This window comes from Methylopila sp. 73B, assembly GCF_000526315.1.
Classification (GTDB): Bacteria; Pseudomonadota; Alphaproteobacteria; order Rhizobiales; family Methylopilaceae; genus Methylopila.
In genome coordinates, this window is sequence record NZ_JAFV01000001.1 from 827,635 (window position 1) to 850,457 (window position 22,823).

Consider the following 22,823-nt stretch of genomic DNA (forward strand, 5'->3'; position numbering starts at 1 on the left):
GCGTCATGTCATCGGCCACCGCATCGCGTCGTCTCACCCGCCGCGCGCTTCTCGGCGGCGGGCTCGCCGTCGCGGGCGTCGTCGCGGTGCGTGGGCGGAGCTATGCGAAGCCCGCGACGCTGCCGCCGCGCAGCCGCGCGGAGACGCCCGGCGAACGGACGCTGTCGCTCGTCGCCGCCGAACGGCGGGCGAAGCTGCTCGGCCCCGACGGCCCGGACAGCGCGGTCTGGACCTATGGCGAGCGCTTATTCGACGTCGTGCGGATGTCCCAGGGCGAAACGCTTGCGGTCGAGCTGGAGAACCGGCTGCCGGAGCACACCGCGATCCATTGGCACGGCCTCCGGATCCCCAACGACCAGGACGGCGTGCCCTACGTCACGCAGCCGCCGGTGCGGCCGGGCGAGCGGCACAGCTACCGCTTCACGCCGCCGGACACCGGCACCTTCTGGTTCCACCCGCATTGCGACACGATCGCCCAACTCGGCCGCGGGCTTGCGGGCGTGCTGATCGTCGAGGGCGACGAGACCGCGCGCTACGACGCCGACCTCGCGCTGGTGCTGAAGGACTGGCGGCTTGACGCGGCGACCGGCGGCTACCTGCCGTTCATGACCCAGCGCGGCGCGCTGCGGGCCGGCACCTTCGGCACGGTGCGCACCGTCAATGGCGAGACGGCGCCGCGCATTGGGGTTCCCGCCGGCGGCGACGTGCGGCTGCGGCTGCTCAACCTCGACTCCACCCGCGTCGGCGACATCGGCGTGGACGGCGGAGAGGCGGCCGTGATCGCGATCGACGGCAACCCGATCGCGCCGTTCCCGCTGAAGGACTGGCGCCTCGGCCCCGCCATGCGGCTCGATCTCGTGGTGCGGGCGCCGGCGGCGGGCGGCGAGGTTCGGCTGATGGACTATTTCGCCGCCGAGCCGGTGGTCCTGGCGACGCTCTTGGGCGAGGGAGGGCAGCTCCGACGCAAGGCGTTCGATCCCGCGCCGCTGACGCGCTCCGCCATTCCCGAGCCCCGGATGAAGGGCGCGGAGCGGCTCACCTTCGCCTTCGCCACCGCGTCCAAGCAGAAGGCGGCGCTCGCGGTCTCGGCGGATGACGGCGACCCGCTCGCCGCCGCGCTGCTGGACAGCCTGTGCGCGGCCTCCACCGTGAACTGGAGCATCAACCGCGAAGCTTGGCCTGTCGGCGACCACTCGCGGGTTCCGAAGCCGCTCGCCCTGCTCCGGGAGGGACGGACCTACGTGGCGGAGCTTTCGAACGAGACGCCGCACGTGCACCCGATCCATCTGCACGGTTTCACCTTCAAGGTGCTGGCCTCCACCAAGCGCGACCTGCCCGTGCACTTCGCCGACACCGTGCTGCTGACGCCGAACGAGCGCATCACCATCGCCTTCGTCGCGGACCGGCCAGGCGACTGGATGATCCATTGCCACCTGATCGAGCACCAGGAGACGGGGATGATGGGCTACCTGAAGGTCGCGTGATGGGCCGGCTCGCTAGGCCTCTGCTCCCTCCCCCCTTGCGGGGGAGGGTCGGGGAGGGGGGTGGTCCAGAAGAGGGCGCGGAACGCGACGCTGCGTCCGCCACGGTCCGTGAGCGCTCCGCGGCGCCACCCCCACCCCCTACCCCTCTCCGCAAGGGGGAGGGGAGAAGAGCTCGCCTCATCGGCCTGTCGCTCGGCGTCGCAGCCCTCACCCTCGCCACAGCCTCCATGGCCGCCCGCGACGGGCTCGACGCCGCGATCGGCAAGGCGATCTTCGGGCGGATGTGGGTCCCGGCGCCGGCCTCCACGCGCCATGCCGACGGGCTGGGCCCGCTGTTCGCCGCGCGCTCCTGCGCCAGCTGCCATTCGGCGGAGGCCGGCCGCACGCGCTTCCGTCTCGGCCGCGACGATCCCGGCCAGGACCCCGGCCTCGTCGTGCGTCTCGGTTCGTCGAGCGGCGCGCCGGACCCGATCTACGGCGCGGAGCTTCAGCCGGAGGGCCTCGGCAAGGCGCCGGGCGAGGGCCGGGCGGCCGTCAGCTTTGCAGCGTCCGGCAAGCCGTCCTGGCGGATCGAGGGGCCGGGCTACGGCGCGCTCGCACCGGCCACCGCCATGTCGGCGCGGGTGGCGCCGTCGCTCGCCGGTCTCAGCCTGCTCGAACGCGTGCCGGAGGCCGCGATCCTCGCCCGCGCCGAGACGGAGGCGCGCGACGGCGTCTCCGGCCGGCCGCACTGGATCGAAGGCCCGAAGGGCAAGTCGCTCGGCCGGTTCGGCTGGAAAGCCTCCGAGCCGACGCTCGCCGCACAGGCGGCGTCCGCGTTCACGCTCGACCTTGGCCTTTCCACCGAGCGCCGCCCCGAGGTCGCCGGCGACTGCACGCCGTTCCAGACCGCGTGCCGCGACGCGCCGCAAGGGGCGCCGCCCGGCGAGCCGGAGGTGGCGTCCGATCTGTTCGCGAGCCTCGTCGCTTTTCTCGAACATCGGCCCGCCCCGCCGCCGCCCGCACTCTCTCGGCGCGGCGTGACGCTCTTCGCCGCAACGGGCTGCGCCGCATGCCACGCGCCGTCGCTGCCGCTTGGCGGCGGCGCTGGGGTCGCGGCTTTCACCGACCTGCTGCTGCATGACATGGGGCCGGGCCTCGACGACGGCGTGGGCGAGCAGGCGGCCGCGAGCGCCGAGTGGCGGACCGCTCCGCTGTGGGGGCTGTCGCGGACGCTCGCGCAGGGGTCGGGCTTGCTCCACGACGGCCGCGCGGCCACGGTTGCGGACGCCGTGCGCTGGCACGACGGCGAAGCCGCCGCCGCCCGCTCCCGCTTCGACGCCTTGACCCCGGCGGAGCGTAAGACGCTCGTCGACTACGTCTCAGGACTTTAGAGATGACATCAAGGTTCCAGCGCAATATGCGCAAGACCCTCATGATCGCCTGCTCCGTCCTCGCCCCGGCCGGGGCCGCCTGGGCGGCGACGCCCGAGCCAGGACCTCTCGCCATCTCGGTGATCGAGCAGTGGCTCCTGCCGCGCATCGACGCCTTGGCCGAGGCCGCGGCCGTCCAGAGGGACGCATGGCGCGCGGCCTGCGCGGACGGCGACTACGCCGGTGACCTCGCCGCGCTGAAACAGCGCTACCAGGCGGCGGCCGACGCCTGGGCGGCGGTCGAGCACGTCACTACCGGGCCGGTGAGCCTGTCGCTCCGGCCGGACCGCATCTTCTTCTTCCCCGACAAGCGCAACGCGGTGGCGAAGGCGCTCGCCGAACTCGAAGCCAAGGCCAAGGCCGACGAGGTGCCGGACGACACGTTCCGGGCCTCGAGCGTGGCAGGGCAAGGCTTTCCCGCGCTGGAGCGCCTGCTCTACGAGGCGCCGGACGGGGAGCCCGCCGCCCGTTGCCGGGTCGGCGTCGCCATCGCCGGCAACCTTGCGACGCTCACCGGCCAGATCCGCGACGAATGGCGCAGCGACGCCGGGCCCTTGGCGAAGCTGAAGGCCGGGCAGGGCGACCCGGTGCACTTCGCCGATCCAGGCCAGGCGGCCGCGCGCCTGCTCACCGATCTCGCCGGCGGCATTCAGCGCGACGTGGACATGAAGTTGCTGCCGGTGCTGGGCGCAAACCTCGACACCGCGCGGCCGAAGGCCGCAGAAGGCTGGCGCTCGAACCGCTCGGCGCGCGCGCTGAAGGCGTCTGTCGCGAGCCTCGCGGCCATGGCCGCGATCTTCGCCAAGGCCGCGCCCGCAGAGATCGCGGCGAGCGACGGCAAGGCCTTCGCCGCGGCGCAGGCCGCCGTGGCGAAGCTCCCCGAGGACGTCGGCGAGGCCGCGGCGGACCCCAAGCGCCGCAAGGTCGTGGAGCAGGCGGTCGCCGCGCTCAAGGTCGCGCAGGCCAACATCGTCAAGGACGTGGCCCCCGCCATCGGCGTTCCGCTCGGCTTCAATGCGCTGGACGGGGACTGAGCTGATGCCGCTCACCCGCCGCGCCGCGCTGGGCGGCCTCGGCGCCCTGGCGCTCGCGGGGCTTGGCCACGGCCGCGCCCACGCCTCGCCGGACAAGCGGGCGTTTCTCTCCGCCGCCCGCGACGGCGACGGCGGGTACCGCATCGGCGGGCTCGACGGCGCGCTCGAAGCCCGCGACGGCGTCGCGGTCCCCGTGCGGCTGCATGCGCTGAGCGTCCGGCCGGACGGCGCGGAGGCGGTCGCGGTGGGCCGCAGGCCCGGCGATCTCGCACTGGTGCTGGACGAGGCGGGCGATGCGATGCGATCGACGTTCGGCGCCAGCCCCGGCCGCCGCTTCGCCGGTCATGGCGCCTACGCCGCCGGCGGCCGAACCTTTCTGACGACCGAGATCGACGCCGACACCGGCGAGGGCTGGATCGTGCTGCGCGACGTCGCGGGCGGCTACGCGCCGCGGGCGGAGTGGCGCTCGGGCGGGATCGGGCCCCACGACGTCGCGTCCCTTGGCGGCCGCATCGTCGTCGCGAACGGAGCGAAGGAGCCGAAGACCGATCCGGGCATCAAGAGCCTCGGCGTCACGACCGCGCGCTCCAATGTGGCGCTGCTCGACCCCTCGACCGGCGCGGTGGAGGCGATCGCCGAGACCGAGGCCGATCTCGCGAGCCTGTCGCTGCGCCACGTGGTCGGGACGCCGAACGGCGGCCTTCTGGTCGCGGCTCAGGACACCGAGGCCGGCGCGCGGGACCGGCCGCTGGTGGCGCGGCTTGAGGGCGCGCGGCTGCGCTGGTTCGACGCCGATCCCGACCTGCTGGCGCGGCTCGGCGGCTCGGTGTGCTCGCTCGCGATCGACCGGTCGGGGCGCTTCGCTGCGGCGTCCGGTCCGAAGGGCGGGGCGGTCGTCGCCTTCGATCTCCTGACCAACGCCGCGGTCGGCGCGGTCGCGATCCCCGACGTCTGCGGGCTGGCCCCAACCGGCGAGGGGCGCTTCGTGGCGACGTCGGGACTGGGCGAGGTGGCGTTGATCGCGGTCCGCGAAGACGGCGCGGCGATCGTGGATCGGCGCGCGAGCGTGCTGCGGTGGGACAACCATCTGGCGGGTCACGCGGGCTGATCGCCCGGCGTGACGCTCGCCGATGCGGCGCTGTCTCGAAGCCCCGGACGGTTGGTTTCGGCACGTCCCACTCGATCACCATTCGCCGCCCCGCCGCCGCACAGGGGTTGCCCTTCGCCTCCACGGCTTCTAGCTATCGGTCGCCTTTGTGAAATCCCGTGATCGGAGCGTCGACGATGGGCCTCGAAACTGCGGCGACGGCCGCGCGCGAGAATGACGCTTCGCGCCGTCCCGGTTCGCCGCCTTCGGCGCCCGCGGGCTTTCCGGACCGGATCGCCCTGTTTCTCGATCTCGACGGCACCGTGCTCGACCTCGCCGCCACGCCGGGCGGCGTCTCGATCACGCCTGAAGCCCTGGCTGCGATCGGCGTGCTGGCCCAGCGGCTCGACGGCGCCCTAGCGATCGTGACCGGTCGCGGGCTCGAGGACGTCGACCGCATCCTGTCGCCGCTTCGGCTTCCCGCCGCGGCACTCCATGGCGCCGAGCTTCGCCGCTGCGGCGGCGGGCGGGTGTCCGAGGCCGGCGTCGGCGCGCCCCCGGACAGGCTCACGGCGGCGCTCGGCGCCTTCGTCGACGCGCGTCCCGGCCTTGCGCTCGAGGACAAGGGCGCGAGCGTCGCGGTGCACTTCCGCCAGGCGCCGCACCGCGAGGGCGAGGTGAAGGAGCGCATCGGCGAACTCGTCGCGCAGCTCGCGCCGACACACGAGCTCCAGCCGGGCAAGATGGTCGTCGAGGTGCGCCCCCGCGGCTGCGACAAGGGCACCGCGCTCAAGCGCATGATGGCCGAGAAGCCCTTCGCCGGGCGCACCCCCTGGATGTTCGGCGACGATCTGACCGACGAGTTCGCCTTCGCGGCGGCGAACGATCTCGGCGGCGTTTCGGTTCTGATCGGCGCGGTCTGCCGTCCGAGCGTCGCGCGGCACGGTCTGGCGGATCCCGACGCTATGCGCGCCTGGCTCGTCGCGCTCGCGGCGGCGGCATGACGGTTCCGAACGGTCGCGCGTCGCTCGAACTCGGGGTCGTCGGAAACGCCGCCGCCGCCGCTCTCATCGACCGGCGCGCGCGCCTGGTGTGGATGTGCGTGCCGCGGTTCGACGGCGATCCCACCTTCTGCGGCCTGCTTGCCGGCGACGACGCCGAGACGGGGTTCTGGGACTTCCAACTTGAAGGCCTGACGCGGGTCGAACAGGAGTATCACCGCAACACGGCGATCCTTGAGACTCGCCTGTTCGGCCACGAGGGCGCAATCCGCGTGGTGGACTTCGCCCCGCGCTTTCGCCGCTCCGGTCGCATGTTCCGGCCGAACATGATCGTCCGCCGTGTGGAGCCGATCTCCGGGTCGCCGCGCGTCGCCGTGCGGATGCGGCCATGCCGCGACTGGGGCGCCGCGGCGCCGGACACGACGCGCGGCTCGAACCACATCCGCTTTTTGCTCGGCGACAGCGTGCTGCGGCTGACGACTGACGCGCCGGTGGCCTTCGTCGCCGACGAGACGCCTTTCGTGCTCGATCGCGCGCTCGCTTTCGTGCTGGGCCCGGACGAGTCGCTGACCGACTCGCCGGCGCGCATCAGCCGCGAGTTCTACGAGCGCACGCGCGACTACTGGATCGACTGGACGCGCTACCTCTCGCTGCCGTTCGAGTGGCAGGAGATCGTGATCCGCGCCGCCATCACGCTGAAGCTCTGCAGCCACGAGGAGACGGGCGGCATCGTCGCCGCGCTGACCACGTCGATCCCGGAATACGGCGACACGGGCCGGACCTGGGACTACCGCTTCTGCTGGCTGCGCGACAGCTACTTCACGGTTGAAGCGTTGAATCGGCTGGGGGCCACCAACACGATGGAGGGCTACCTCTCCTACGTGACCAATCTCGTGGCGGGGTCCCCCAACGGCTATCTGCAGCCGCTCTTCGGTCTCGGCTTCGAGACCACGCTCGACGAATCCCAAGCCGAGGCGCTGCCCGGCTACCAGAACTTCGGCCCCGTCCGGAAGGGCAACGCCGCCTACACGCAGGTGCAGAACGACGGCTACGGTTCGGTGATCCTCGCGGTGGCGCAATGCTTCTTCGACGCGCGCCTGCCGACCCCAGGCGACGAGGCGCTGTTCGAGCGGCTTGAGAAGCTCGGCCGGCAGGCCGTGCAGCGCTGGGACCAGCCGGACGCCGGGATCTGGGAGTACCGCACCCGCGAGGGCGTCCACACCCATTCCTCCGCGATGTGCTGGGCCGCCTGCGACCGGCTCTCCCGCATCGCCGACCGGCTCGGCCTGTCCGAGAAGGCCGGAGAGTGGGGCGGACGGGCGGCGGAGCTGAAGGCCGACATCCTGCAGAGCGCCTGGAACGTCGAGATGAAGAGCTTCACCAGCGTCTTCGGCGGGGACACGGTGGACGCCAGCCTGTTGCTGCTGCCGGAGATCGGCATCGTCGCGCCGCAGGACCCGCGGTTCCTCGGCACCTTGGCCGAGGTGGAGCGTCAGCTCCGCTACGGCAATCACATTTACCGCTACAAGGCGCCCGACGATTTCGGCGAGCCGGAGACCGCGTTCACCGCCTGCACCTTCTGGCTGATCAACGCGCTCGCCGCCGTCGGGCGGATGGACGAGGCGAGGGCGGCGTTCCAGGAGGTGCTCGACCACTGCAACCACCTCGGACTGCTGTCCGAGGGGCTGCATGTCGGCACCGGCGAGCTGTGGGGCAATTTCCCGCAGACCTACTCGATGGTCGGCGTCGTCAAGGCCGCGATGCGTCTGTCGCGCCCGTGGGAAGACGCCTTTTGAGGGCGGGCCGCCCCACGACGGCGGAACTCGCGGCCGCACGCGGCCGTTTTCACATGCGCGCGATGACTTTGCCAACGGTCATAGCCGCGGCCGGCGACGATGAGCTAGCCTGCATCGCCCTCGGCCCAACCAAGGGGGAGCGCCCATGAGCCGTCTCGTCGTCGTCTCGAACCGCGTGCCCGTGCCGACGCCCGGCACGCCGCCGGCCGGCGGTCTCGCCGTGGCCCTGTCGGGCGCCATGAAGGCGCGCGGCGGGCTCTGGTTCGGCTGGAGCGGCCGCACCTTGCCTCCGGACGCCGGCGAGCCTCGCGCCGCCGAACTCACCGAAAGCGAGGGCGTGACCTACGCGGTTGTCGACCTGTCCGAACGCGACCTCGACGATTACTACGCGGGCTTCTCCAACCGGATGCTGTGGCCGCTGTTCCACTACCGGATGGACCTCACCGAATTCACCCGGGTCAACCTCGCCGGCTATCACCGCGTCAACCGGCTGTTCTCCCGTTTGCTCGCGCCGCAGATCGCCGCCGACGACGCCATCTGGGTGCACGACTACCACCTGATCCCGCTCGCGGCCGAGCTCAGGAGCATCGGCTGCAAGAACCGGATGGGCTTCTTTCTGCACATCCCGTTTCCGCCCCCTGACATCCTGACTGTGCTCCCGAACCACGCCGACGTCGTGCGGTCGCTCGCCGCCTACGACGTCGTCGGCTTCCAGACGCCGATCGACGTCGAGAATTTCGAGACCTACGTCCGCCGCGAGAAGATCGGGCGTCGGCTGCCGGACGGGCGCTTCATGGTGCACGGCCGGACTGTGCGGGTCGAGGCCTATCCCGTCGGCATCGAAACGCAGACCTTCGCCGACGTGGCCGCCGCCTCGGAACGTAACGCGCTGGTGCGCCGGACGAAGGAAAGCTTGGGCGACCGCAAGCTGATCATCGGCGTCGACCGTCTCGACTACTCCAAGGGCATCGCCGAACGCATCCAGGCGTTCGAGACCTTTCTGCTGCTGGACCCGGAGTGGCGGGGCCGCTGCACCTACCTCCAGATCACGCCCAAATCCCGCGGCGAGGTGCCGGAATACGCCGCCATGGAGCGGGAGGTCGCGGGTCTGGCCGGCCGCATCAACGGGACCTTCTCGGAGCTGGACTGGACGCCGCTCCGCTACGTCAATCGCACCGTCGGCCGGAACGCCCTCGCCGGGCTCTACCGCTACGCCCGCGTCGGCCTCGTCACCCCGCTGCGCGACGGCATGAACCTGGTCGCGAAGGAGTTCGTGGCGGCGCAGGACCCTGAAAACCCCGGCGTCCTGTTGCTGTCGCGGTTCGCCGGCGCGGCCTCCGAACTGGACGGCGCGCTGCTGACGAACCCTTACGACGTCGACGGCACCGCCGGGTCGATCGCTCGCGCGCTCGATATGCCGCTCGAGGAGCGGAAGGACCGGTGGTCGTCGATGTTCGAGCGCATCTTGGAGTACGACGTCGCTTGGTGGTGCCGCAGCTTTCTTGACGCGCTGGAAAACGAGGAGGCCGCGCCGCCGCAGGCGGGCCGGATCGCCGCCGTTCGCTGAAGAGCGATCGTTCCGAACGGACGCAAGGGATCGCTCGCTCGTGTCCCGGCCTTGAGCCGGGACCCAGAACCATCGCCCTATCCGAAAAAGATCACGGGGGCCGAGCGACGTCGTCCGGCGCCGAGCGTCTGGGCCCCGGCTCAAGGCCGGGATACGACGGCGGACGTTTCCGACCTCCGCTCAGGCCGCAGGGCATGGGCGGAGCAAGGCTCAGCCGCCGGTGGTCGACATGTGCCGGGCCACGGCGGGCTTCGCGTTGCGGCGGTCGATGATGAAGTCGTGGCCCTTGGGCTTCCGCCGGATCGCCTCGCGGATCGCCTCGACGAGCTTGCCGTCGTCTTCGCTCGCGCGCAGCGGCGTCCGCAGGTCCGCGGCGTCGTCCTGGCCGAGGCACATGTAGAGCGTGCCCGTGCAGGTGACGCGCACCCGGTTGCAGCTCTCGCAGAAATTGTGGGTCATCGGCGTGATGAAGCCGATGCGCCCGCCGGTCTCCGCCACCGAGACGTACCGCGCCGGCCCGCCGGTTCGGTACGCGCTCTCGTTCAACGTCCAGCGCTGCGCCAGGCGGGCCTTCACGAGGCTGAGCGGCAGGTACTGGTCCGTCCGGTCGCCGTCGATGTCGCCGAGCGGCATGGTCTCGATCAGCGAGAGGTCCATGCCCCTTGCATGGGACCATTCGGCGATCGAGGCGATCTCGTCCTCGTTCACGCCGCGCAGCGCCACGGTGTTGATCTTGATCTTGAGGCCGGCCGCCAGAGCGGCGTCGACGCCGCGGATCACCTGCGCGAGGTCGCCGCGGCGTGTGATCTCGCGGAACTTGTCCGGATCGAGCGTGTCGATCGACACGTTGATGCGCCGCACGCCGGCCGCGAACAGGTCCCGCGCGTGGGTTTCCAGCTGGCTGCCGTTCGTCGTCAGCGTCAGCTCCTCGAGCGCGCCGCTGTCGAGGTGACGGCCGAGCGAACTGATGAGCGTCATCAGATCGCGTCGGACCAGCGGCTCGCCGCCGGTGAGCCTGAGCTTCTTCACGCCGAGCGTGATGAACGAACTGCACAGCCGATCGAGCTCTTCGAGCGTCAGAAGCTCGCGCTTCGGCAGGAACTGCATGTGCTCCGACATGCAGTACACGCAACGAAAATCGCAGCGGTCCGTGACCGACACGCGGAGGTAGCTGATGGCCCGCTGAAACGGATCGACGAGCGGGGCGGGCGTGACGGCGGCAAACGACATGGGATGCGGAACCTCTTTCGTCCCGACGCCACGGATGGCTGGCCGGAACAGCGTCCAGAAGCTAGGAGTTGGAGCGGCGCGCGTAAAGGTCAGCGCCCGAAGAGGTGACGAAATGGCGGACGCGGACTGGCCGATCGAGATCAAGCTTTCGCGTGACGGGCGCGTGCTCACCCTAACCTGGGCGGACGGCCGCAGCGACGCGCTTTCCGCGGAGCTGCTGCGCGTCGAGAGCCCGAGCGCCGAAGTCCAGGGCCACTCGGCGGAGCAGAAGACCATCGTTCCGGGAAAGCGCGACGTCGCGATCCGCGACGTGCAGGAGGTGGGCTCCTATGCCGTTCGCCTGGTGTTCAGCGACGGGCACGACACCGGCATCTTCACCTGGCCCGCGCTCCGGCGCTTCGGCCAGGAGGGCGACGAGCTTCTCGCCGTCTATGAGAAGGCCCTCGCCGAACGCGGCCTCAGCCGGGGCTGAGCCGAGCCCGCTCAGTGCGGGGGCGGGACGGTCACGCTTTCCGTCGCGGGCGGGGAGACCCAGCCGCAGTCGCACATCTTCTGCAGAATCTCCGCGGGCGTTTCCACCACGGTGATCGCGTGCGTCCGGTCGAGCGCGCTCGTCAGCATGTCGATGACGGTCTTCTCGCCGAAGCGCCGCATGTGCACCGCTAGCGACATGTTCACGAAGACGTCGTGCGACCCCGCCGCCGTCAGTTGGAGCCACTGCATCGCGTTCCTCCTGTCGTTGTCGTTCAAGACGTATCGACGAGAAGATTAGCGCGAGGAATCAATAAAGACCAGCATGCCGAATACTGCGGCGCAGCAAGGGGTCCGCCGGAGGCTGCTGCAGTGCAGCGCTCGAGGATTACGCCGCTGACGGGGATGTCGCCCAGAGCGCGACGAGACTGGGCTCGCGCTCGATCGCCTGAAGCCGCTCCAGTAGCGCCGCGGAGCCGACGGCGGTCAGCGCCCTGCCGGCGCACGACATGAATTTCGCGGCGTGGTCCTGCGCGCTCATGGGCCGTTCCGGATTCCCGACGGCGAGATCGCGCTCTCCGGCCGCCGTCCGGCCGTCGGCGAGTCGGACGGCCAAGGTGACCGGCGCGGTGCCGATGAAGCCAAGAGCGGCGAGTCCGGGATCGAGGCTCATCCGCACGATCCCCATGAGGCGCCGGACCTCGGGATCGTGGAGGGTCTCCGCCTTGAACGATCGGAGCGTCAGCGGACCAGCGACGAGGGCCGCCGCCAGCGCGAACTCCATGGAGAAGCGCGCCTCCTGCGGCGTGGTCGGCGCATGGGCGACCAGCTCGCGTTCGGCCAGCAAGCTTACGCCGACGTCGATCGCGACGACGTCGACCGCCCGGAAGCCGTGCGCGGCGGCGAGGTCCGCGATCAGGTCGCAGGCCGGATGCGATCCGCTGCAGCAGGGGTAGCGCTTGAAGGCCAGCCCACGCGCCGCGAGATCAAAGGGCGCGCCGAACCGCAAGGGGCGATCGTCAAGCCGCTCGAAGGCCTCGGCGCCCCCGAGGCAGCGCACGAAGCCGTCCGGCCCCTCGATCGAGGCGGGAGATGCGGTGACGCCGGCCTGCGCCAGAGATGCGGCTTCCAGCCCGTTCCGCGCGGCGACGCCCGCGTGCCACGGCTTCGCCTGCGTCCCGAAATTTGCGCGGACGCCGCCGGAGCGCGAAGCGGCGAGGCCGAGCGCGTTGACGGTCGTCGCGCGGTCGAGCCGGAGCAGCGCGCAGGCGGCGGCCGCGGCCCCGAGGGCGTAGAACGCGCCTGTCGTGTGCCAGCCGTTCTCCGACGCCCCCGGCATCGCCAACTCCGCGATGCGATGGGCGACCTCGACGCCCGCGACATAGGCGACAAGCGCGTCCGCGCCCGACGCGCCACGGCTCTCGGCGATGGCGAAGGCCGCGGGCGCGACGACGGTCGTCGGGTGGCCGATGGTGGTCCAGCTGGTGTCGTCGAAGTCGAGCGCATGGCCGGCGACGGCGTTGCACATCGCCGCGTTCTCGGCGTCGAGCTTCAGTCCGCCGGCGCCCAGCACCGCGGCGTCAGGGGCGTGGGAGCGGGCGGCGGCCCAGGCGCGGACGTTGCGGGCGACGGGCTCCTGCGCGCCGGCGAGGGCGACCCCGACATAGTCGACGATCGCCTCGCGCGCCGCGGCGACGACCGCTGCGTCAAGCATCTCGAACCGCAGGCCGAGCAGGAAGTCGGCGGCCTGCTCGGCGACGGTCGGCCGACCGGCCGCCATCACAGCACCTGGGAGAGGAACTCCCGGGTGCGGGGGTCGCTCGCGGCGGTGAAGAAGGTCGCCGGCGGGCCGTGCTCGACGATGACCCCGCGGTCGGTGAAGTAGATGTGGTCGGCGATGTCGCGGGCGAAGTTCATCTCGTGCGTCACGAGCAGGCAGGTCATGCCCTCCTCGGCGAGCTCGCGGATGGTGACGAGCACCTCCTTCACGGTCTCAGGGTCCAGCGCCGCCGTCACCTCGTCGAACAGCATCACGTCGGGCCGCATCGCGAGCGAGCGGGCGATCGCGACGCGCTGCTGCTGGCCGCCGGAAAGCTCGCCGGGATAGCTGTCTTCCTTGCCGGCCAGCCGGACCTTCTGAAGCAGGGCGCGTGCGCGTTCTTCGACCTCGCGCTTGTCCTGACCCAGCACGTGGACAGGCGCCATCATCACGTTCTGCAGCGCCGTCTTGTGCGGGAACAGGTTGTACTGCTGGAACACCATCCCGACCTTCCGGCGTAGCGCCAGCTTGTCGAGCTTCGGGTCGGCGACCTCGATGTTCTCCACCCGAATCGTGCCGGAACTCACCGGCACGAGCGCGTTGATGCAGCGGATCAGCGTCGATTTGCCGGAGCCGGAGGGGCCGATGATGCAGATCACCTCGCCCTTCTTCACGTCGAAGCTGACGCCCTTCAGCACCTCGAAGGAGCCGAAGGACTTGTGGACGTCGATTAGCTGGACGATCGGCTGATCGGGCGTCCAGACGGGGGGAGAGACGGTCGGAGCGGCCATGGGGACTGAGGCTTTCAGCGGATCTGGAACCGACGCTCGAGCCGGGCGGTGAACCGGTCGATCGGGTAGCAGTAGAGGAAGAAGCAGAGCAGGGCGAAGCCGTAGAGCGGCGCGAACAGTTCGGGCCGGCCGCCCTCAGCGGTGTGGACCTGCGCGGTCAGCGTCAGCATCTCGGAGACGCCGACGATCGAGGCCTGCACCGTCGCCATGGCCACCAGCGCGTAGAGGTTCATCCACGGCGGCAGCATGCGCTTCACGCATTGCGGCAGGATGATCCGCCACATGATCTGCCGCGGCGTGAAGGCGAGCGATTCCGCCGCCTCCCACTGCGTCGAGGGCACGGAGCGGACGGCGCCGCGGACGATCTCCGCGACGTTCGCCATGACGGGGAGCGAGAAGCCCACCGTCGCCTTGGCCCAGTCGGGCAGGGGGATGCGCACGCCGAAGATCGTGACCTGGAACGGCACGAGGAACATCACGAAGAACAGCAGCACCAGCCACGGCGCGTTGCGGAAGAACTGGGTCAGCGCCCAGGCGACGCGGGCGAGAAGCGGGTTCTGCGCCAGCATGGCGAGGCCGAGCCCAAGCCCCGCCGCGGTGCCGAGCGCCATGGCGACCATCGAGATCAGGATGTTGAACACGAAGCCGCTGAGCAGCAGCGGCGCCCACTTCACGATGACCTCGAGCGGCGAGAGCTGCGCGGCTCCTGACTGCGCCCAGGCCGTCCCCGCCAGAAGCGCGAGCCCCGCGCCGAACAGCGCGGCGTGGACCGGCGCGAGCCGCGGCGCGGACAGGCGTGTGGTCTCGACCTTGAACGGCAGCAGCACGGCCAGGGGCGCGCCCGTCTTCGGCTCGGCGCTCATCGGCCGTACCCCGGGATGCGCAGCGCCTTCTCCCAGCGGTGCATGATCCAGACCAGCACGCCGACCAGCACGCCATAGGTGGCGAACAGCACCAGCATCATCTCCAGCACGTTCTGCGATTCCGACCAGATCTGCTTCACCGCGTACAGCGTCTCGGGCACGGCGATCGCGTAGGCGAGGGTGGTGGTCTTGAGCAGATTGACGAGGTTGTTGTTGAGCGCCGGCAGGCACACCCGCAGCGCGAGCGGCAGGATGATGAAGAGGTAGGCCCGGATCCGCGTGTAGCCGAGGGCCTCGGCCGCCTCCACCGTCGTCTTCGGCACCGCCTCGATGCCGGACCGGAAGATCTCGACGTTGAAGGCGCCCGCGAACAGCGACAGCGCGATGATCGCCCATTGCAGGTTGTCGATGATCGGCTGGCGCAGGCCGAACTGGTCCTGCCCAGCGGGCAGCACCGCGCCCACGCCGAAATAGAAGAAGAACAGCTGGACCAGCGGCGGCGTGTTGCGGAAGACCACCACGAAGGCGTTGATCGCGCCGCGCACCACGCGCGAGGGCGCGCTCTGCAGCAGCGCCCCGACGGCGCCGATGACGAGGCTAAGGACGATGGTGACCACCACCAGCAGCAGCGTCGTCTTCAGCCCGTTGGCGTAGCGGTTCCAGTCGTAGGCGTCGTAGAAGACCGTAAAGTTCAGGCCCGTCGTCTCGTAGAGGTTCTGGAACCAGGCCGGTATGACGTCCATTGCGCGATCCGGTTGCGGGCCCGCCGTGGCGCGCCCCGTTCGTTACATCGGGAACGGAGCGCGGCCGGACTCTTACGAGACCCCGGCCGCGCATCCGATCAGTTGGTCGCGCTTTTCATCTTCTCGTGCGTCGCCTTCGAGTATTCAGTCGGCTCGATGCCGTACTTCTTCTCCTCGGCGACGATGAAGCCGGTCTTCATCCAGTCCTTGGTGGTCTCCTCCAAAAGGGTCTTGAGGCTGTCGTTGCCGAGCGCCACCGCCATGATCCACGGCGCGTCGAGCACGCCCTTCAGCGGCATCTCGAAGTCCGTGCTCCACTCGGCATCCAGCAGGCGGCCCTGGATGAAGGTCTGGTCGTAGACGTAGCCGACGCAGTTGCCCTGCTTCAGCGCGAACAGGGGCTTCTCGGAGCCGTCGAACGCGACGATCTCGGGGCCGTAGGTGCGCGCGATGTCCTTGTTGTACCAAGCGCCCGAGGTGGCGCAGAGCGGCTTGCCCTTGAGCTCGTTCCAGTCCTTCACGCCGGCCTTCTTGGGCAGCAGCACGTTGACGAAGTCCGAGTAGTACTGCGGGTCGATCGCCTGCACGACCTTCCGGCGCTCCGGCTTGTCGGACATGGTCGCGATCAGCATGTCGACCTTGCCCTGCTGCAGGAACTCGATCCGGTTCGACGAAACCACCGGCACCAGCTCCAGCTTCACGCCGAGGCGCTTCGCGACGTCGGCCGCCAAATCAGGCTCGATGCCGATGACCGCGCCGCTCGGATCGCGGAAACCGAAGGGCTTGTAGTCCGCCTTCACGCCCACGATGAGAGTGCCGCGCTGCTTGATGGCGTCGACGCCGTCGGCGGCCTGCGCAGCGAACGGCGCGATCGCCGCGGCGATGATGAGAGCGAGGGTCTTGCGCATGGAAGCGGGCCTTTGTGCGGAAGCTTGGGCGAGGGGCCCCGGGGGATACGGTCGCTGTAAGGGAACGATCGTGCGAGGGATGAGTAATTGGCGTGCCATGCTGCGGTTAGCGGTCGAAGCGGGCAAGCGAAAATGGCGCGAGATCGAAGGCGCTCGGCGCGCCGACCACAGCTTCCGCGACCGCCTGCCCGATGCCTGCCGAATGCTTGAAGCCGTGCCCGGAGCAGGCGGACACCACCATCACGCGATCCTGGCGGGGATGACGGTCGATGATGAAACCGTTGTCAGGCGTGACCGTGTAGAGGCACGCCGCGGCGTCGGCGACCTCGGTCCTTACGCCCGCGAGACGGCCGGCGACATGGGTCCCGTGCATCGCCGCCGATTCGGACGCTGTGACCGCGCGGTCGATCGCCTCCGCCGTCGTGGCGACGCCGTACTGTTCGGTCGCGACCTTCAGGCGATCGTCGCCGGGCAGGGGCGGGAAGCCGTAGAGATAGTCCTCGTCTCCCGATCCGTGCATCCAAATGAACACCGGCGCGCTGGGGCCGTAATCGCTTGGCCGATCGAGGCGAAACCAGTGCAGGACCTGACGGTTGACCGTCAGCAGGCGATCGAACGGCGCGCCGAGCAGCGGAGCGGTCCACCCCCCGGCGGAGACGACCGCCTGGTCGGCGAGCACGTCGCCGCCGGGCGTGCTGACGCGGACCATGTCCCCCTCCTGCCGGATGGACGTCACCTGCGTGTCGAGACGGGTCCGCGCCCCCAGCGCGACGGCGCGCGACAGCTGCGCGGCGATGCAGCGCTCTGGGCGCACGTAGCCGCCGCCGGGCTCGAAGTAGACCTTTTCGTCGCCCGCGAGGCCCTCGAACTGCGGAAACCGCCGCCGCGCCGCCGCGCCGTCCAGCACCTCGTGCGGAATGCCGAACTCCTCCGCCGTCGCGATCGATCGCGCGACGAAATCCGGCTTGCCGTGGTGCGAGGAGGCCCCTGAGCCGGGCGCGATCACCAGCACGCCGCAGGCCTCGAGCAGGCTCTCGCCGGTGTCCGCCTCGAGCTCGCGCCAGATGCGGTGGGAGGCCAGCACGAGCGGCGCGTAGGCCGCGCCTTCGCCGACAGCCTGGCGGGTGATACGGGTCTCGCCATGGCTCGAACCAAGCGTGTGGGGCGGCGCGAACCGGTCGACGCCGATCACGTCGGCCCCGAGTTTCGCGAGCTGATAAAGCGCCGCCGCGCCCATCGCGCCAAGGCCGACGACGGCGACCTGCACGCGTTCAGACGTTGCGGATGAAGGAGATGCATAAATATCGGTCATGTCCCTAAACGACCATGACGGAGGCATTGAAGCAATCGCAGGCGGACATATGAAGCCAAACTACCGCAAAGCATGAATCAAGCTTATGATGTGGCATGATCGACCTTGACCTAAAGACCCTGCAACTCGTCGCGGCGATCGCAGAAACCGGCAGCGTCACCTCCGCGGCCGAACGGGCCGGCGTCACCCAGTCCGCCGCTTCGCAGGCGTTGAGGCGCGCCGAGGCGCTGATCGGGGCGCCGCTGTTCAACCGAGGCCGACGGCCACTCACGCCGACCACCGTGGGCCGCATGGTCGCGAGCCGCGCGCATGACCTCGCGCGAGACGCCGCAGCGTTGCTGGCGGACGCCCGCGCCGCAGCCGAGCTGCCGGGCCGGATCGACCTTCGGATCGGGCTGGTGGATTCGCTCGCCGGCACCATCGGCGCGCGCATCGTGAAGGAGCTCGCGGACGGGGCCCTGGCGCTCAGCGTCACCGCCTGGTCGGGCCTCGCGCATTCGCACGCGGAGGCGCTGATGCGGCGGGAGATCGACGCCGCGCTGACCTGCGACCCGATGGAAGGGCTCGTGGACATGGAGCGGATCCTACTGTTCCGGGAGCCATATGTGCTGATCGCGCCCCGAGGCGCTGCGGACGAGCTTCGCGCGTCGACGCTGCGCGAGGTGTTGGAGAGCCGCCGGCTGGTGCGCCACAGCGCCCGCTCCCATGCCGGTCGGCAGGTGGAGCGCCACCTCGAGCGCATCGGTCTGAGGCCGCCGCGCGCCTTCGAGTTCGACACGTCCGACGCTCTGGTCGCCATGGTCGCGACCGGCATGGGCGTCGCGATCACCACCCCGCTCTGCCTGCTGCAGGGGTTGGCGCATGCGGCCGCGGTCGTCGCGCTGCCGCTGCCGGGGCCCGGGTTCTCGCGCGACCTGTTGCTGACGATGCGGCGGGGCGATCTTGAGGCTCTGGCGCCGCGGATCGCCGACGTCGCCAGGGCGGTGGCCCGCTCCCATGCGCTGCCGCAGATCGGCGTCATGGTCCCATGGCTCACGCCGGAGAGCCTCGCGCTCGGCTGAGCGCTCACAACGCCGTCGGGCGCACTCCGCACGCCTGGCTCGCGGACAATAAAAAACGGCGTCGTGAGAGACGCCGTTTTTCGATGCGGAGCGGCGGCGAGGTTCGCCGCCGCCAGATCGTTCGTTCAGCCGAGCATCTCGGCGACGATCACGCGCATTTCCGCGCGCGACAGACCGCAGGGCTCGGGAGCCCAAGCCGCCTTTGAGGTCATGGGCGTCGGGGCCGCATGAACGCGACGATGGCTGCGCTCGTTGGCGCGAAGAGTTTTCGTGGTCTTTTTCATTGTTTTCCTTTGGCCGCTGAAGCTTTTGAGTCAGCGGCCCAAACTGCCGGACAGCGCGCGAAGCTGCGGGGAGCGACGCCTGTCCGATGTATGAGAGTGTCGGGCGACCGGCGTGTGACAAACGCTTCCGCGTTCGAGGCCTGGACGTTCCGATGAGGCTCATATGACATGGGGCCGAGGCGAATTCAAGCCGCCGCCGGCCCGCGCTCCAAGTGCGCGACGATGATCGAGCCCCGCTTCTGCATCGCATGAAGCCGATGTGGCCGGGGGCGCCGACGACGTATCGAGGTCGCTAGCGATAGCCGTCACGCTCGATCGGCCGCGGCGGGATGGGGCAGGTCCAGCGCTCTGTGGAATCGCCCTTTGAATACCGGACGCGTCCGTGCTGCGATCTCGCGTCAGCGGCGCGAGGCGCTAGCCGCATCCGCGTGCGTTTGATCCTTCGGGATCGACTGACGCGGATTCGATTTCTTTCCGAAGCCGCGCAATTTCCTTCACCAGCCTAGCAGCCTCTGCATTGAGGTCGTGCGCTTCCTGCTCGATCGTCGTGTTCGCTCCGACATAACGGACGTAGGCGAGACGGCTTTGGGCGCGGTCCAACGTGGCGCGCAGGTCCTCGACGGCGTGGCTCATAAAACCTTACATCATAAGGGGGGAGCGAGGTCGGATTTCAGCGAACCGCAACACCCAATCTGTCGCAATTCCGTCTTTATCGTCAATCGATAAATATCGCTCGGCGCGCCATCTCGGTCTCAGGAAAGCGTGAGCGGTCAACCTAACAGGGACTCCCGCACGAAAAGGGATCGCTTCAACAGCCTATGCCCCGACGTCAGGGAGCGCCGGCGCGCCCGAGCAGCGGGACGAACCTTCGATAGGCCGATCCCGCAAACGCCAAGTAGCGCGCGGTTCGTCCGCGCCGAGCATGGAAAACTGATGAAAATGGTGCCCGAAACAGGGATCGAACCTGTGACCCCACCCGTGTGAAGGGTGTGCTCTCCCGCTGAGCTATTCGGGCGCCGATGCGGAACGGCCGTCGTTTACGCCGGATCGAGCCAGATTTCAATCGCTGTCGCGCGCGAAGTCGACGCGATCGATCGCGGGTCCCTGCCGACGGGTTGTTCGCGGCGGTCTCTTTTAGGCGCCGCCGTCGACGGGACGGAGCGCTTGGCGACGGATCGCCGCACGGCTAAGAGACAGGCATGACCACGCCCATCGCCCTCACCATCGCCGGCTCCGATTCGTCCGGCGGCGCGGGGATACAAGCCGACCTCAAGACCTTCTCGGCGCTCGGCGTCTATGGCGCGTCGGTGATCGTGGCGCTCACCGCGCAGAACACACGCGGGGTGACGGCCATCCACGACGCGCCGGCGGCCTTCGTGACCGCGCAGATCGACGCGGTGTTCGACGACCTCACGGTCGGCGCCGTGAAGATCGGGATGGTGTCGCAGAGCGCGACGATCGAGGCGATCGCCGCCGCTCTGGAAGCGCGCGCCGTCGTCGACGTGGTGGCGGATCCCGTGATGGTCGCGGCCTCCGGCGCGCGGTTGCTGCAGGAGGACGCGGTCGAGACGCTGAAGCGCCGGCTGATTCCCCGCGCTCGTCTCCTGACGCCGAACCTCCCGGAGGCCGCCGCTTTGCTCGGCGGCGCGACGGCCGGCGACGAACAGGAGATGGCCGAGCAGGGGAGGGCGCTGCAGGCGCTGGGCGCCCGGGCGGTGCTCGTGAAGGGCGGTCATGCGGCAGGCGCCGACAGCGTCGATGTCCTCGTCGACGAAGACGGCGGCGTGACGCGCTTCGTGGCGGAGCGCCATGTCACGCGCAACACCCACGGCACAGGCTGCACCATGTCCTCCGCCATTGCGGCGGAGATCGCCAAGGGGCGCAGCCTGATCGAAGCTGTCGCGACCGCGAAGGCCTATGTCAGCGCAGCGATCGCCGCGGCCGACGATCTAACGATCGGCGCGGGCCACGGACCGGTGCACCATTTTCACGCGTGGTGGCCCGCACGCCGCTGACCCGCTGTGGGCGATAGGCGGGCGTCAGCCCTATGCCGGAGCAACGGACGGCCATCGCGCGACGACCGCCGTTGGCTTTGGTCCTAGGCCTCACACCACCAGGATGTCGGAGGCCTCGACCGGCGGCTTGCCGGTGAGCGTCGCGATCAGCACCGCGGCCTGCGTCTCGTCGGAGCCGTCCGCGTCGTAGAAAAGGCGACCCGTGCGCGCGTCGTAGAGGATCCGCTGGTCCAAGGTCGTCACCGCGGACCCGACGCCGAACGCGTCCTCGGTGAGCGCGCCGGCGGACAAGGCTGTGAAGACCGCGGAGTCGAAGGCGATGACGTCTTCGCCATGGGTGAAGTCGGCCACCCGATCCTGGCCTCCGACGGGCGGAAGGACGTCGAAGGCGAAGGTGTCCGCGCCGCTGTCGCCTAGGAGCGTGTCGGCGCCTGCTCCGCCGATGAGCGTGTCGTCGCCGGCGCCGCCGAACAGACGATCGTTTCCGTCCTGGCCGAACAGCGTGTTCGCCGCAGCGTTCCCTATGATCGTGTCGCCAAAACCGGATCCCGCCACGGTCTCGAAGTTGGTGACGACGCCCGTCCCCGAGGCGCGGCCGGTCTCGAGATCGACGCGGGCCGCCGCGCCGTAGAAGGAGTAGTCGAGCGCGTCGTCGCCGGCGCCGCCGTCGCTCAGGCCCCGGATGCCGGAGCCGGCGTCGATCGCCAGCACGTTGTCGCCGGAGCCGAAGAGGATGGCGTGTCCGCCGCCGCCGAGAATGCGCCCGCTGTTGATGATGACGTCGTCGAAGTCACTGACGATCTTGATGGCGTAGCTCGAGCCGCCCTGGATCGTGCCGGCGTTCTCGATCGTGGTCTCGAACCGCGCGTCGCCCTGGGAGCTGTCGTCGATCAGAATGCCGAGGCCCGCGCCGTAGATCCGCGCGCCGGCGAAGTTCGTGATGTCGCCGCCGCCGGCTGCTATGCCCTCGGCGGTGTTCGGCAGACCATCCGATCCGGTTCCCCCGGCGCCGAGGCCGCGGATGAGGCCGTAGTTCTCGATCCCCGCCTCGCCGTCGATATCGATCCCGTCGCCGTCGCCGTCGTTGACGCCGTCCGGGCCGCCGCCGTTAGCGACGCCGGTCGTCGACCCATTCACGTCCGAGCCCGTGGCGTCCGCGAAGAAGCCGGTGATCACGCCATAGTTGACGACCAGCCCCATGCCGTCGGACCCCACGCCGGAGCCGTTCCGACCCACGATCGACGCGCCGGCGTCGTTGCTGAGGCCGAAAAAGCGAGTCTCGCTCGCGTTGATTCCGTGGCGGTCGCCCACGATGACGGCCCCCGCGATGTTCCAGATCAGGCCTGCTGCTCCATCCTCGATCTGCACGCCGTCCGCGCCCTGAACGTAGCCTGCGGCTGCGCCACCGCGAATCGCTCCGCTGTTGAGGAGCTGCATGCCGCCGCCGATCCGGACGCCGTCGGAGATCTGGGAGACGACGGAGCCGGCGTTCTCGACGTAGGCCACGAACTCCCCGCTGGCGGCCGCCAGATCGAGGGCTTGGCCTTCCGCGGAAAGGATCTTTCCATGGACGCCGTTCGTGATCGTCAGCGTGCCGGAACTCACCGTCCCGGCCTCGATCTGGATCGCGTCGTCGACAGCGACGATCGTGCCTTCGTTGTCGATGACCGCCGTGAGCTCCGCGCCGACCCCGCTTTCGAAGCGGATGGCTCGACCGCCCGCGGCCGTGTTCTCGATCAGGCCGTCGTTCTGGATCTCGGCGCCGTCGGGCGCGGTCGAGAAGCGCACGGTCTGGGCGTTGGCCGCGACCGAGAAGATCCCGTCGACCTGCAGCATGTCGCCGCCCGCCATGGTGAGGCGCTCGGCGAGCGTGTCGCCGGACGCGACCGAATAGGCCGTCATAGAGGTGTCCTCGTCCGCTTACGCCCGTGGGAGCGACACGCGCCGATCCACCAAAGCGCTGCGGGAGGTTAATAATGGCGCATGACGCACCGGCGACAAAGCG

General features: G+C 69.9%; 20 protein-coding genes and 1 tRNA gene. 10 read left to right on the forward strand and 11 right to left on the reverse strand.

Going from position 1 to position 22,823, the window contains the following annotated elements; all coding sequences use genetic code 11:
• Window positions 1–5: 5 nt before the first annotated feature.
• From K244_RS0103995 to otsA, 7 genes are all read left to right on the forward strand, one after another.
• A complete protein-coding gene (locus K244_RS0103995) occupies window positions 6–1,484 on the forward strand; it encodes a multicopper oxidase family protein (protein WP_020184956.1) in 1,479 nt (492 codons plus the stop codon).
• Window positions 1,485–1,711: 227 nt separating this feature from the next.
• Window positions 1,712–2,857: a di-heme oxidoredictase family protein gene (locus K244_RS0104000; protein WP_020184957.1), complete on the forward strand. Its 1,146-nt coding sequence runs from the start codon at window positions 1,712–1,714 to the stop codon at window positions 2,855–2,857.
• Window positions 2,858–2,883: 26 nt separating this feature from the next.
• Entirely contained in the window at window positions 2,884–3,930 is a 1,047-nt protein-coding gene (locus K244_RS0104005; protein ID WP_020184958.1) for an imelysin family protein, read from the forward strand.
• A gap of 4 nt (window positions 3,931–3,934) precedes the next feature.
• Window positions 3,935–5,038, forward strand: a complete 1,104-nt coding sequence (locus tag K244_RS0104010; protein ID WP_245259734.1) for a DUF1513 domain-containing protein — start codon at window positions 3,935–3,937, stop codon at window positions 5,036–5,038.
• A 176-nt stretch (window positions 5,039–5,214) separates the two neighbouring features.
• Window positions 5,215–6,021, forward strand: a complete 807-nt coding sequence (gene otsB, locus K244_RS0104015; RefSeq protein ID WP_020184960.1) for a trehalose-phosphatase — start codon at window positions 5,215–5,217, stop codon at window positions 6,019–6,021.
• Window positions 6,018–7,814: a glycoside hydrolase family 15 protein gene (locus K244_RS0104020; RefSeq protein WP_020184961.1), complete on the forward strand. Its 1,797-nt coding sequence runs from the start codon at window positions 6,018–6,020 to the stop codon at window positions 7,812–7,814. Before otsB ends, K244_RS0104020 begins: the two co-directional genes overlap by 4 nt.
• A gap of 145 nt (window positions 7,815–7,959) precedes the next feature.
• Window positions 7,960–9,381 carry an alpha,alpha-trehalose-phosphate synthase (UDP-forming) gene (gene otsA / locus K244_RS0104025; RefSeq protein ID WP_020184962.1) on the forward strand — a complete coding sequence of 474 codons (1,422 nt, stop codon included), beginning with the start codon at window positions 7,960–7,962 and terminating at the stop codon, window positions 9,379–9,381.
• A gap of 210 nt (window positions 9,382–9,591) precedes the next feature.
• Here otsA and moaA read toward each other — a convergent pair whose 3' ends face one another.
• Complete coding sequence (gene moaA, locus K244_RS0104030) at window positions 9,592–10,611, reverse strand: GTP 3',8-cyclase MoaA (protein ID WP_020184963.1); 1,020 nt, start codon at window positions 10,609–10,611, stop codon at window positions 9,592–9,594.
• A gap of 112 nt (window positions 10,612–10,723) precedes the next feature.
• Between moaA and K244_RS0104035 the strand changes: the two genes are divergently transcribed.
• Entirely contained in the window at window positions 10,724–11,083 is a 360-nt protein-coding gene (locus K244_RS0104035) for a DUF971 domain-containing protein (RefSeq protein ID WP_020184964.1), read from the forward strand.
• 11 nt (window positions 11,084–11,094) lie between these two features.
• Here K244_RS0104035 and K244_RS0104040 read toward each other — a convergent pair whose 3' ends face one another.
• The 7 genes from K244_RS0104040 to solA all read right to left on the reverse strand — a co-directional run bounded on the left by K244_RS0104040 (window position 11,095) and on the right by solA (window position 17,458).
• A complete protein-coding gene (locus tag K244_RS0104040) occupies window positions 11,095–11,334 on the reverse strand; it encodes a hypothetical protein (RefSeq protein ID WP_020184965.1) in 240 nt (79 codons plus the stop codon).
• 136 nt (window positions 11,335–11,470) lie between these two features.
• Window positions 11,471–12,862 carry an MmgE/PrpD family protein gene (locus tag K244_RS0104045; RefSeq protein ID WP_020184966.1) on the reverse strand — a complete coding sequence of 464 codons (1,392 nt, stop codon included), beginning with the start codon at window positions 12,860–12,862 and terminating at the stop codon, window positions 11,471–11,473.
• Window positions 12,862–13,632 carry an amino acid ABC transporter ATP-binding protein gene (locus K244_RS0104050; protein WP_020184967.1) on the reverse strand — a complete coding sequence of 257 codons (771 nt, stop codon included), beginning with the start codon at window positions 13,630–13,632 and terminating at the stop codon, window positions 12,862–12,864. The genes K244_RS0104045 and K244_RS0104050 overlap by 1 nt, the downstream gene beginning before the upstream one ends.
• A gap of 14 nt (window positions 13,633–13,646) precedes the next feature.
• Entirely contained in the window at window positions 13,647–14,495 is an 849-nt protein-coding gene (locus K244_RS0104055; protein WP_020184968.1) for an amino acid ABC transporter permease, read from the reverse strand.
• Window positions 14,492–15,238, reverse strand: a complete 747-nt coding sequence (locus K244_RS0104060; protein WP_020184969.1) for an amino acid ABC transporter permease — start codon at window positions 15,236–15,238, stop codon at window positions 14,492–14,494. The genes K244_RS0104055 and K244_RS0104060 overlap by 4 nt, the downstream gene beginning before the upstream one ends.
• A gap of 98 nt (window positions 15,239–15,336) precedes the next feature.
• Window positions 15,337–16,146, reverse strand: a complete 810-nt coding sequence (locus K244_RS0104065) for a transporter substrate-binding domain-containing protein (RefSeq protein ID WP_020184970.1) — start codon at window positions 16,144–16,146, stop codon at window positions 15,337–15,339.
• Between the two features lie 106 nt (window positions 16,147–16,252).
• Window positions 16,253–17,458, reverse strand: a complete 1,206-nt coding sequence (gene solA / locus K244_RS0104070; RefSeq protein ID WP_051459999.1) for an N-methyl-L-tryptophan oxidase — start codon at window positions 17,456–17,458, stop codon at window positions 16,253–16,255.
• Between the two features lie 95 nt (window positions 17,459–17,553).
• On the opposite strand from solA, the gene K244_RS0104075 reads away from it, so the two are divergent.
• Window positions 17,554–18,519 carry a LysR family transcriptional regulator gene (locus K244_RS0104075; RefSeq protein ID WP_020184972.1) on the forward strand — a complete coding sequence of 322 codons (966 nt, stop codon included), beginning with the start codon at window positions 17,554–17,556 and terminating at the stop codon, window positions 18,517–18,519.
• A gap of 698 nt (window positions 18,520–19,217) precedes the next feature.
• Here the strand turns inward: K244_RS0104075 and K244_RS23480 are convergent.
• On the reverse strand, window positions 19,218–19,436 hold the full coding sequence (locus tag K244_RS23480) for a hypothetical protein (RefSeq protein ID WP_155931584.1): 219 nt from the start codon (window positions 19,434–19,436) through the stop codon (window positions 19,218–19,220).
• Between the two features lie 307 nt (window positions 19,437–19,743).
• A tRNA-Val gene (locus K244_RS0104085) sits at window positions 19,744–19,818 on the reverse strand.
• A 184-nt stretch (window positions 19,819–20,002) separates the two neighbouring features.
• Between K244_RS0104085 and thiD the strand changes: the two genes are divergently transcribed.
• Window positions 20,003–20,818 (forward strand): bifunctional hydroxymethylpyrimidine kinase/phosphomethylpyrimidine kinase, encoded by an 816-nt coding sequence (thiD, locus tag K244_RS0104090; RefSeq protein WP_020184974.1) that lies wholly within the window; start codon window positions 20,003–20,005, stop codon window positions 20,816–20,818.
• A 90-nt stretch (window positions 20,819–20,908) separates the two neighbouring features.
• Here thiD and K244_RS0104095 read toward each other — a convergent pair whose 3' ends face one another.
• Window positions 20,909–22,720 (reverse strand): calcium-binding protein, encoded by a 1,812-nt coding sequence (locus K244_RS0104095; RefSeq protein WP_020184975.1) that lies wholly within the window; start codon window positions 22,718–22,720, stop codon window positions 20,909–20,911.
• Window positions 22,721–22,823 lie beyond the last annotated feature (103 nt).

What these genes read in the sequence shown, in the direction of transcription:
- K244_RS0104045 (WP_020184966.1), bottom strand. Translation starts at nt 12,862, where the DNA reads ATGGCGGCCGGTCGGCCGACCGTCGCCGAGCAGGCCGCCGACTTCCTG.
- otsB (WP_020184960.1), top strand. Translation starts at nt 5,215, where the DNA reads ATGGGCCTCGAAACTGCGGCGACGGCCGCGCGCGAGAATGACGCTTCG.
- otsA (WP_020184962.1), top strand. Translation starts at nt 7,960, where the DNA reads ATGAGCCGTCTCGTCGTCGTCTCGAACCGCGTGCCCGTGCCGACGCCC.
- K244_RS0104060 (WP_020184969.1), bottom strand. Translation starts at nt 15,238, where the DNA reads ATGGACGTCATACCGGCCTGGTTCCAGAACCTCTACGAGACGACGGGC.
- K244_RS0104000 (WP_020184957.1), top strand. Translation starts at nt 1,712, where the DNA reads ATGGCCGCCCGCGACGGGCTCGACGCCGCGATCGGCAAGGCGATCTTC.
- thiD (WP_020184974.1), top strand. Translation starts at nt 20,003, where the DNA reads ATGACCACGCCCATCGCCCTCACCATCGCCGGCTCCGATTCGTCCGGC.
- K244_RS0104020 (WP_020184961.1), top strand. Translation starts at nt 6,018, where the DNA reads ATGACGGTTCCGAACGGTCGCGCGTCGCTCGAACTCGGGGTCGTCGGA.
- K244_RS0104095 (WP_020184975.1), bottom strand. Translation starts at nt 22,720, where the DNA reads ATGACGGCCTATTCGGTCGCGTCCGGCGACACGCTCGCCGAGCGCCTC.
- K244_RS23480 (WP_155931584.1), bottom strand. Translation starts at nt 19,436, where the DNA reads ATGAGCCACGCCGTCGAGGACCTGCGCGCCACGTTGGACCGCGCCCAA.
- K244_RS0104050 (WP_020184967.1), bottom strand. Translation starts at nt 13,632, where the DNA reads ATGGCCGCTCCGACCGTCTCTCCCCCCGTCTGGACGCCCGATCAGCCG.
- K244_RS0104075 (WP_020184972.1), top strand. Translation starts at nt 17,554, where the DNA reads ATGATCGACCTTGACCTAAAGACCCTGCAACTCGTCGCGGCGATCGCA.
- K244_RS0103995 (WP_020184956.1), top strand. Translation starts at nt 6, where the DNA reads ATGTCATCGGCCACCGCATCGCGTCGTCTCACCCGCCGCGCGCTTCTC.
- K244_RS0104040 (WP_020184965.1), bottom strand. Translation starts at nt 11,334, where the DNA reads ATGCAGTGGCTCCAACTGACGGCGGCGGGGTCGCACGACGTCTTCGTG.
- moaA (WP_020184963.1), bottom strand. Translation starts at nt 10,611, where the DNA reads ATGTCGTTTGCCGCCGTCACGCCCGCCCCGCTCGTCGATCCGTTTCAG.
- K244_RS0104005 (WP_020184958.1), top strand. Translation starts at nt 2,884, where the DNA reads ATGCGCAAGACCCTCATGATCGCCTGCTCCGTCCTCGCCCCGGCCGGG.
- K244_RS0104035 (WP_020184964.1), top strand. Translation starts at nt 10,724, where the DNA reads ATGGCGGACGCGGACTGGCCGATCGAGATCAAGCTTTCGCGTGACGGG.
- K244_RS0104010 (WP_245259734.1), top strand. Translation starts at nt 3,935, where the DNA reads ATGCCGCTCACCCGCCGCGCCGCGCTGGGCGGCCTCGGCGCCCTGGCG.
- K244_RS0104055 (WP_020184968.1), bottom strand. Translation starts at nt 14,495, where the DNA reads ATGAGCGCCGAGCCGAAGACGGGCGCGCCCCTGGCCGTGCTGCTGCCG.
- K244_RS0104065 (WP_020184970.1), bottom strand. Translation starts at nt 16,146, where the DNA reads ATGCGCAAGACCCTCGCTCTCATCATCGCCGCGGCGATCGCGCCGTTC.
- solA (WP_051459999.1), bottom strand. Translation starts at nt 17,458, where the DNA reads ATGACCGATATTTATGCATCTCCTTCATCCGCAACGTCTGAACGCGTG.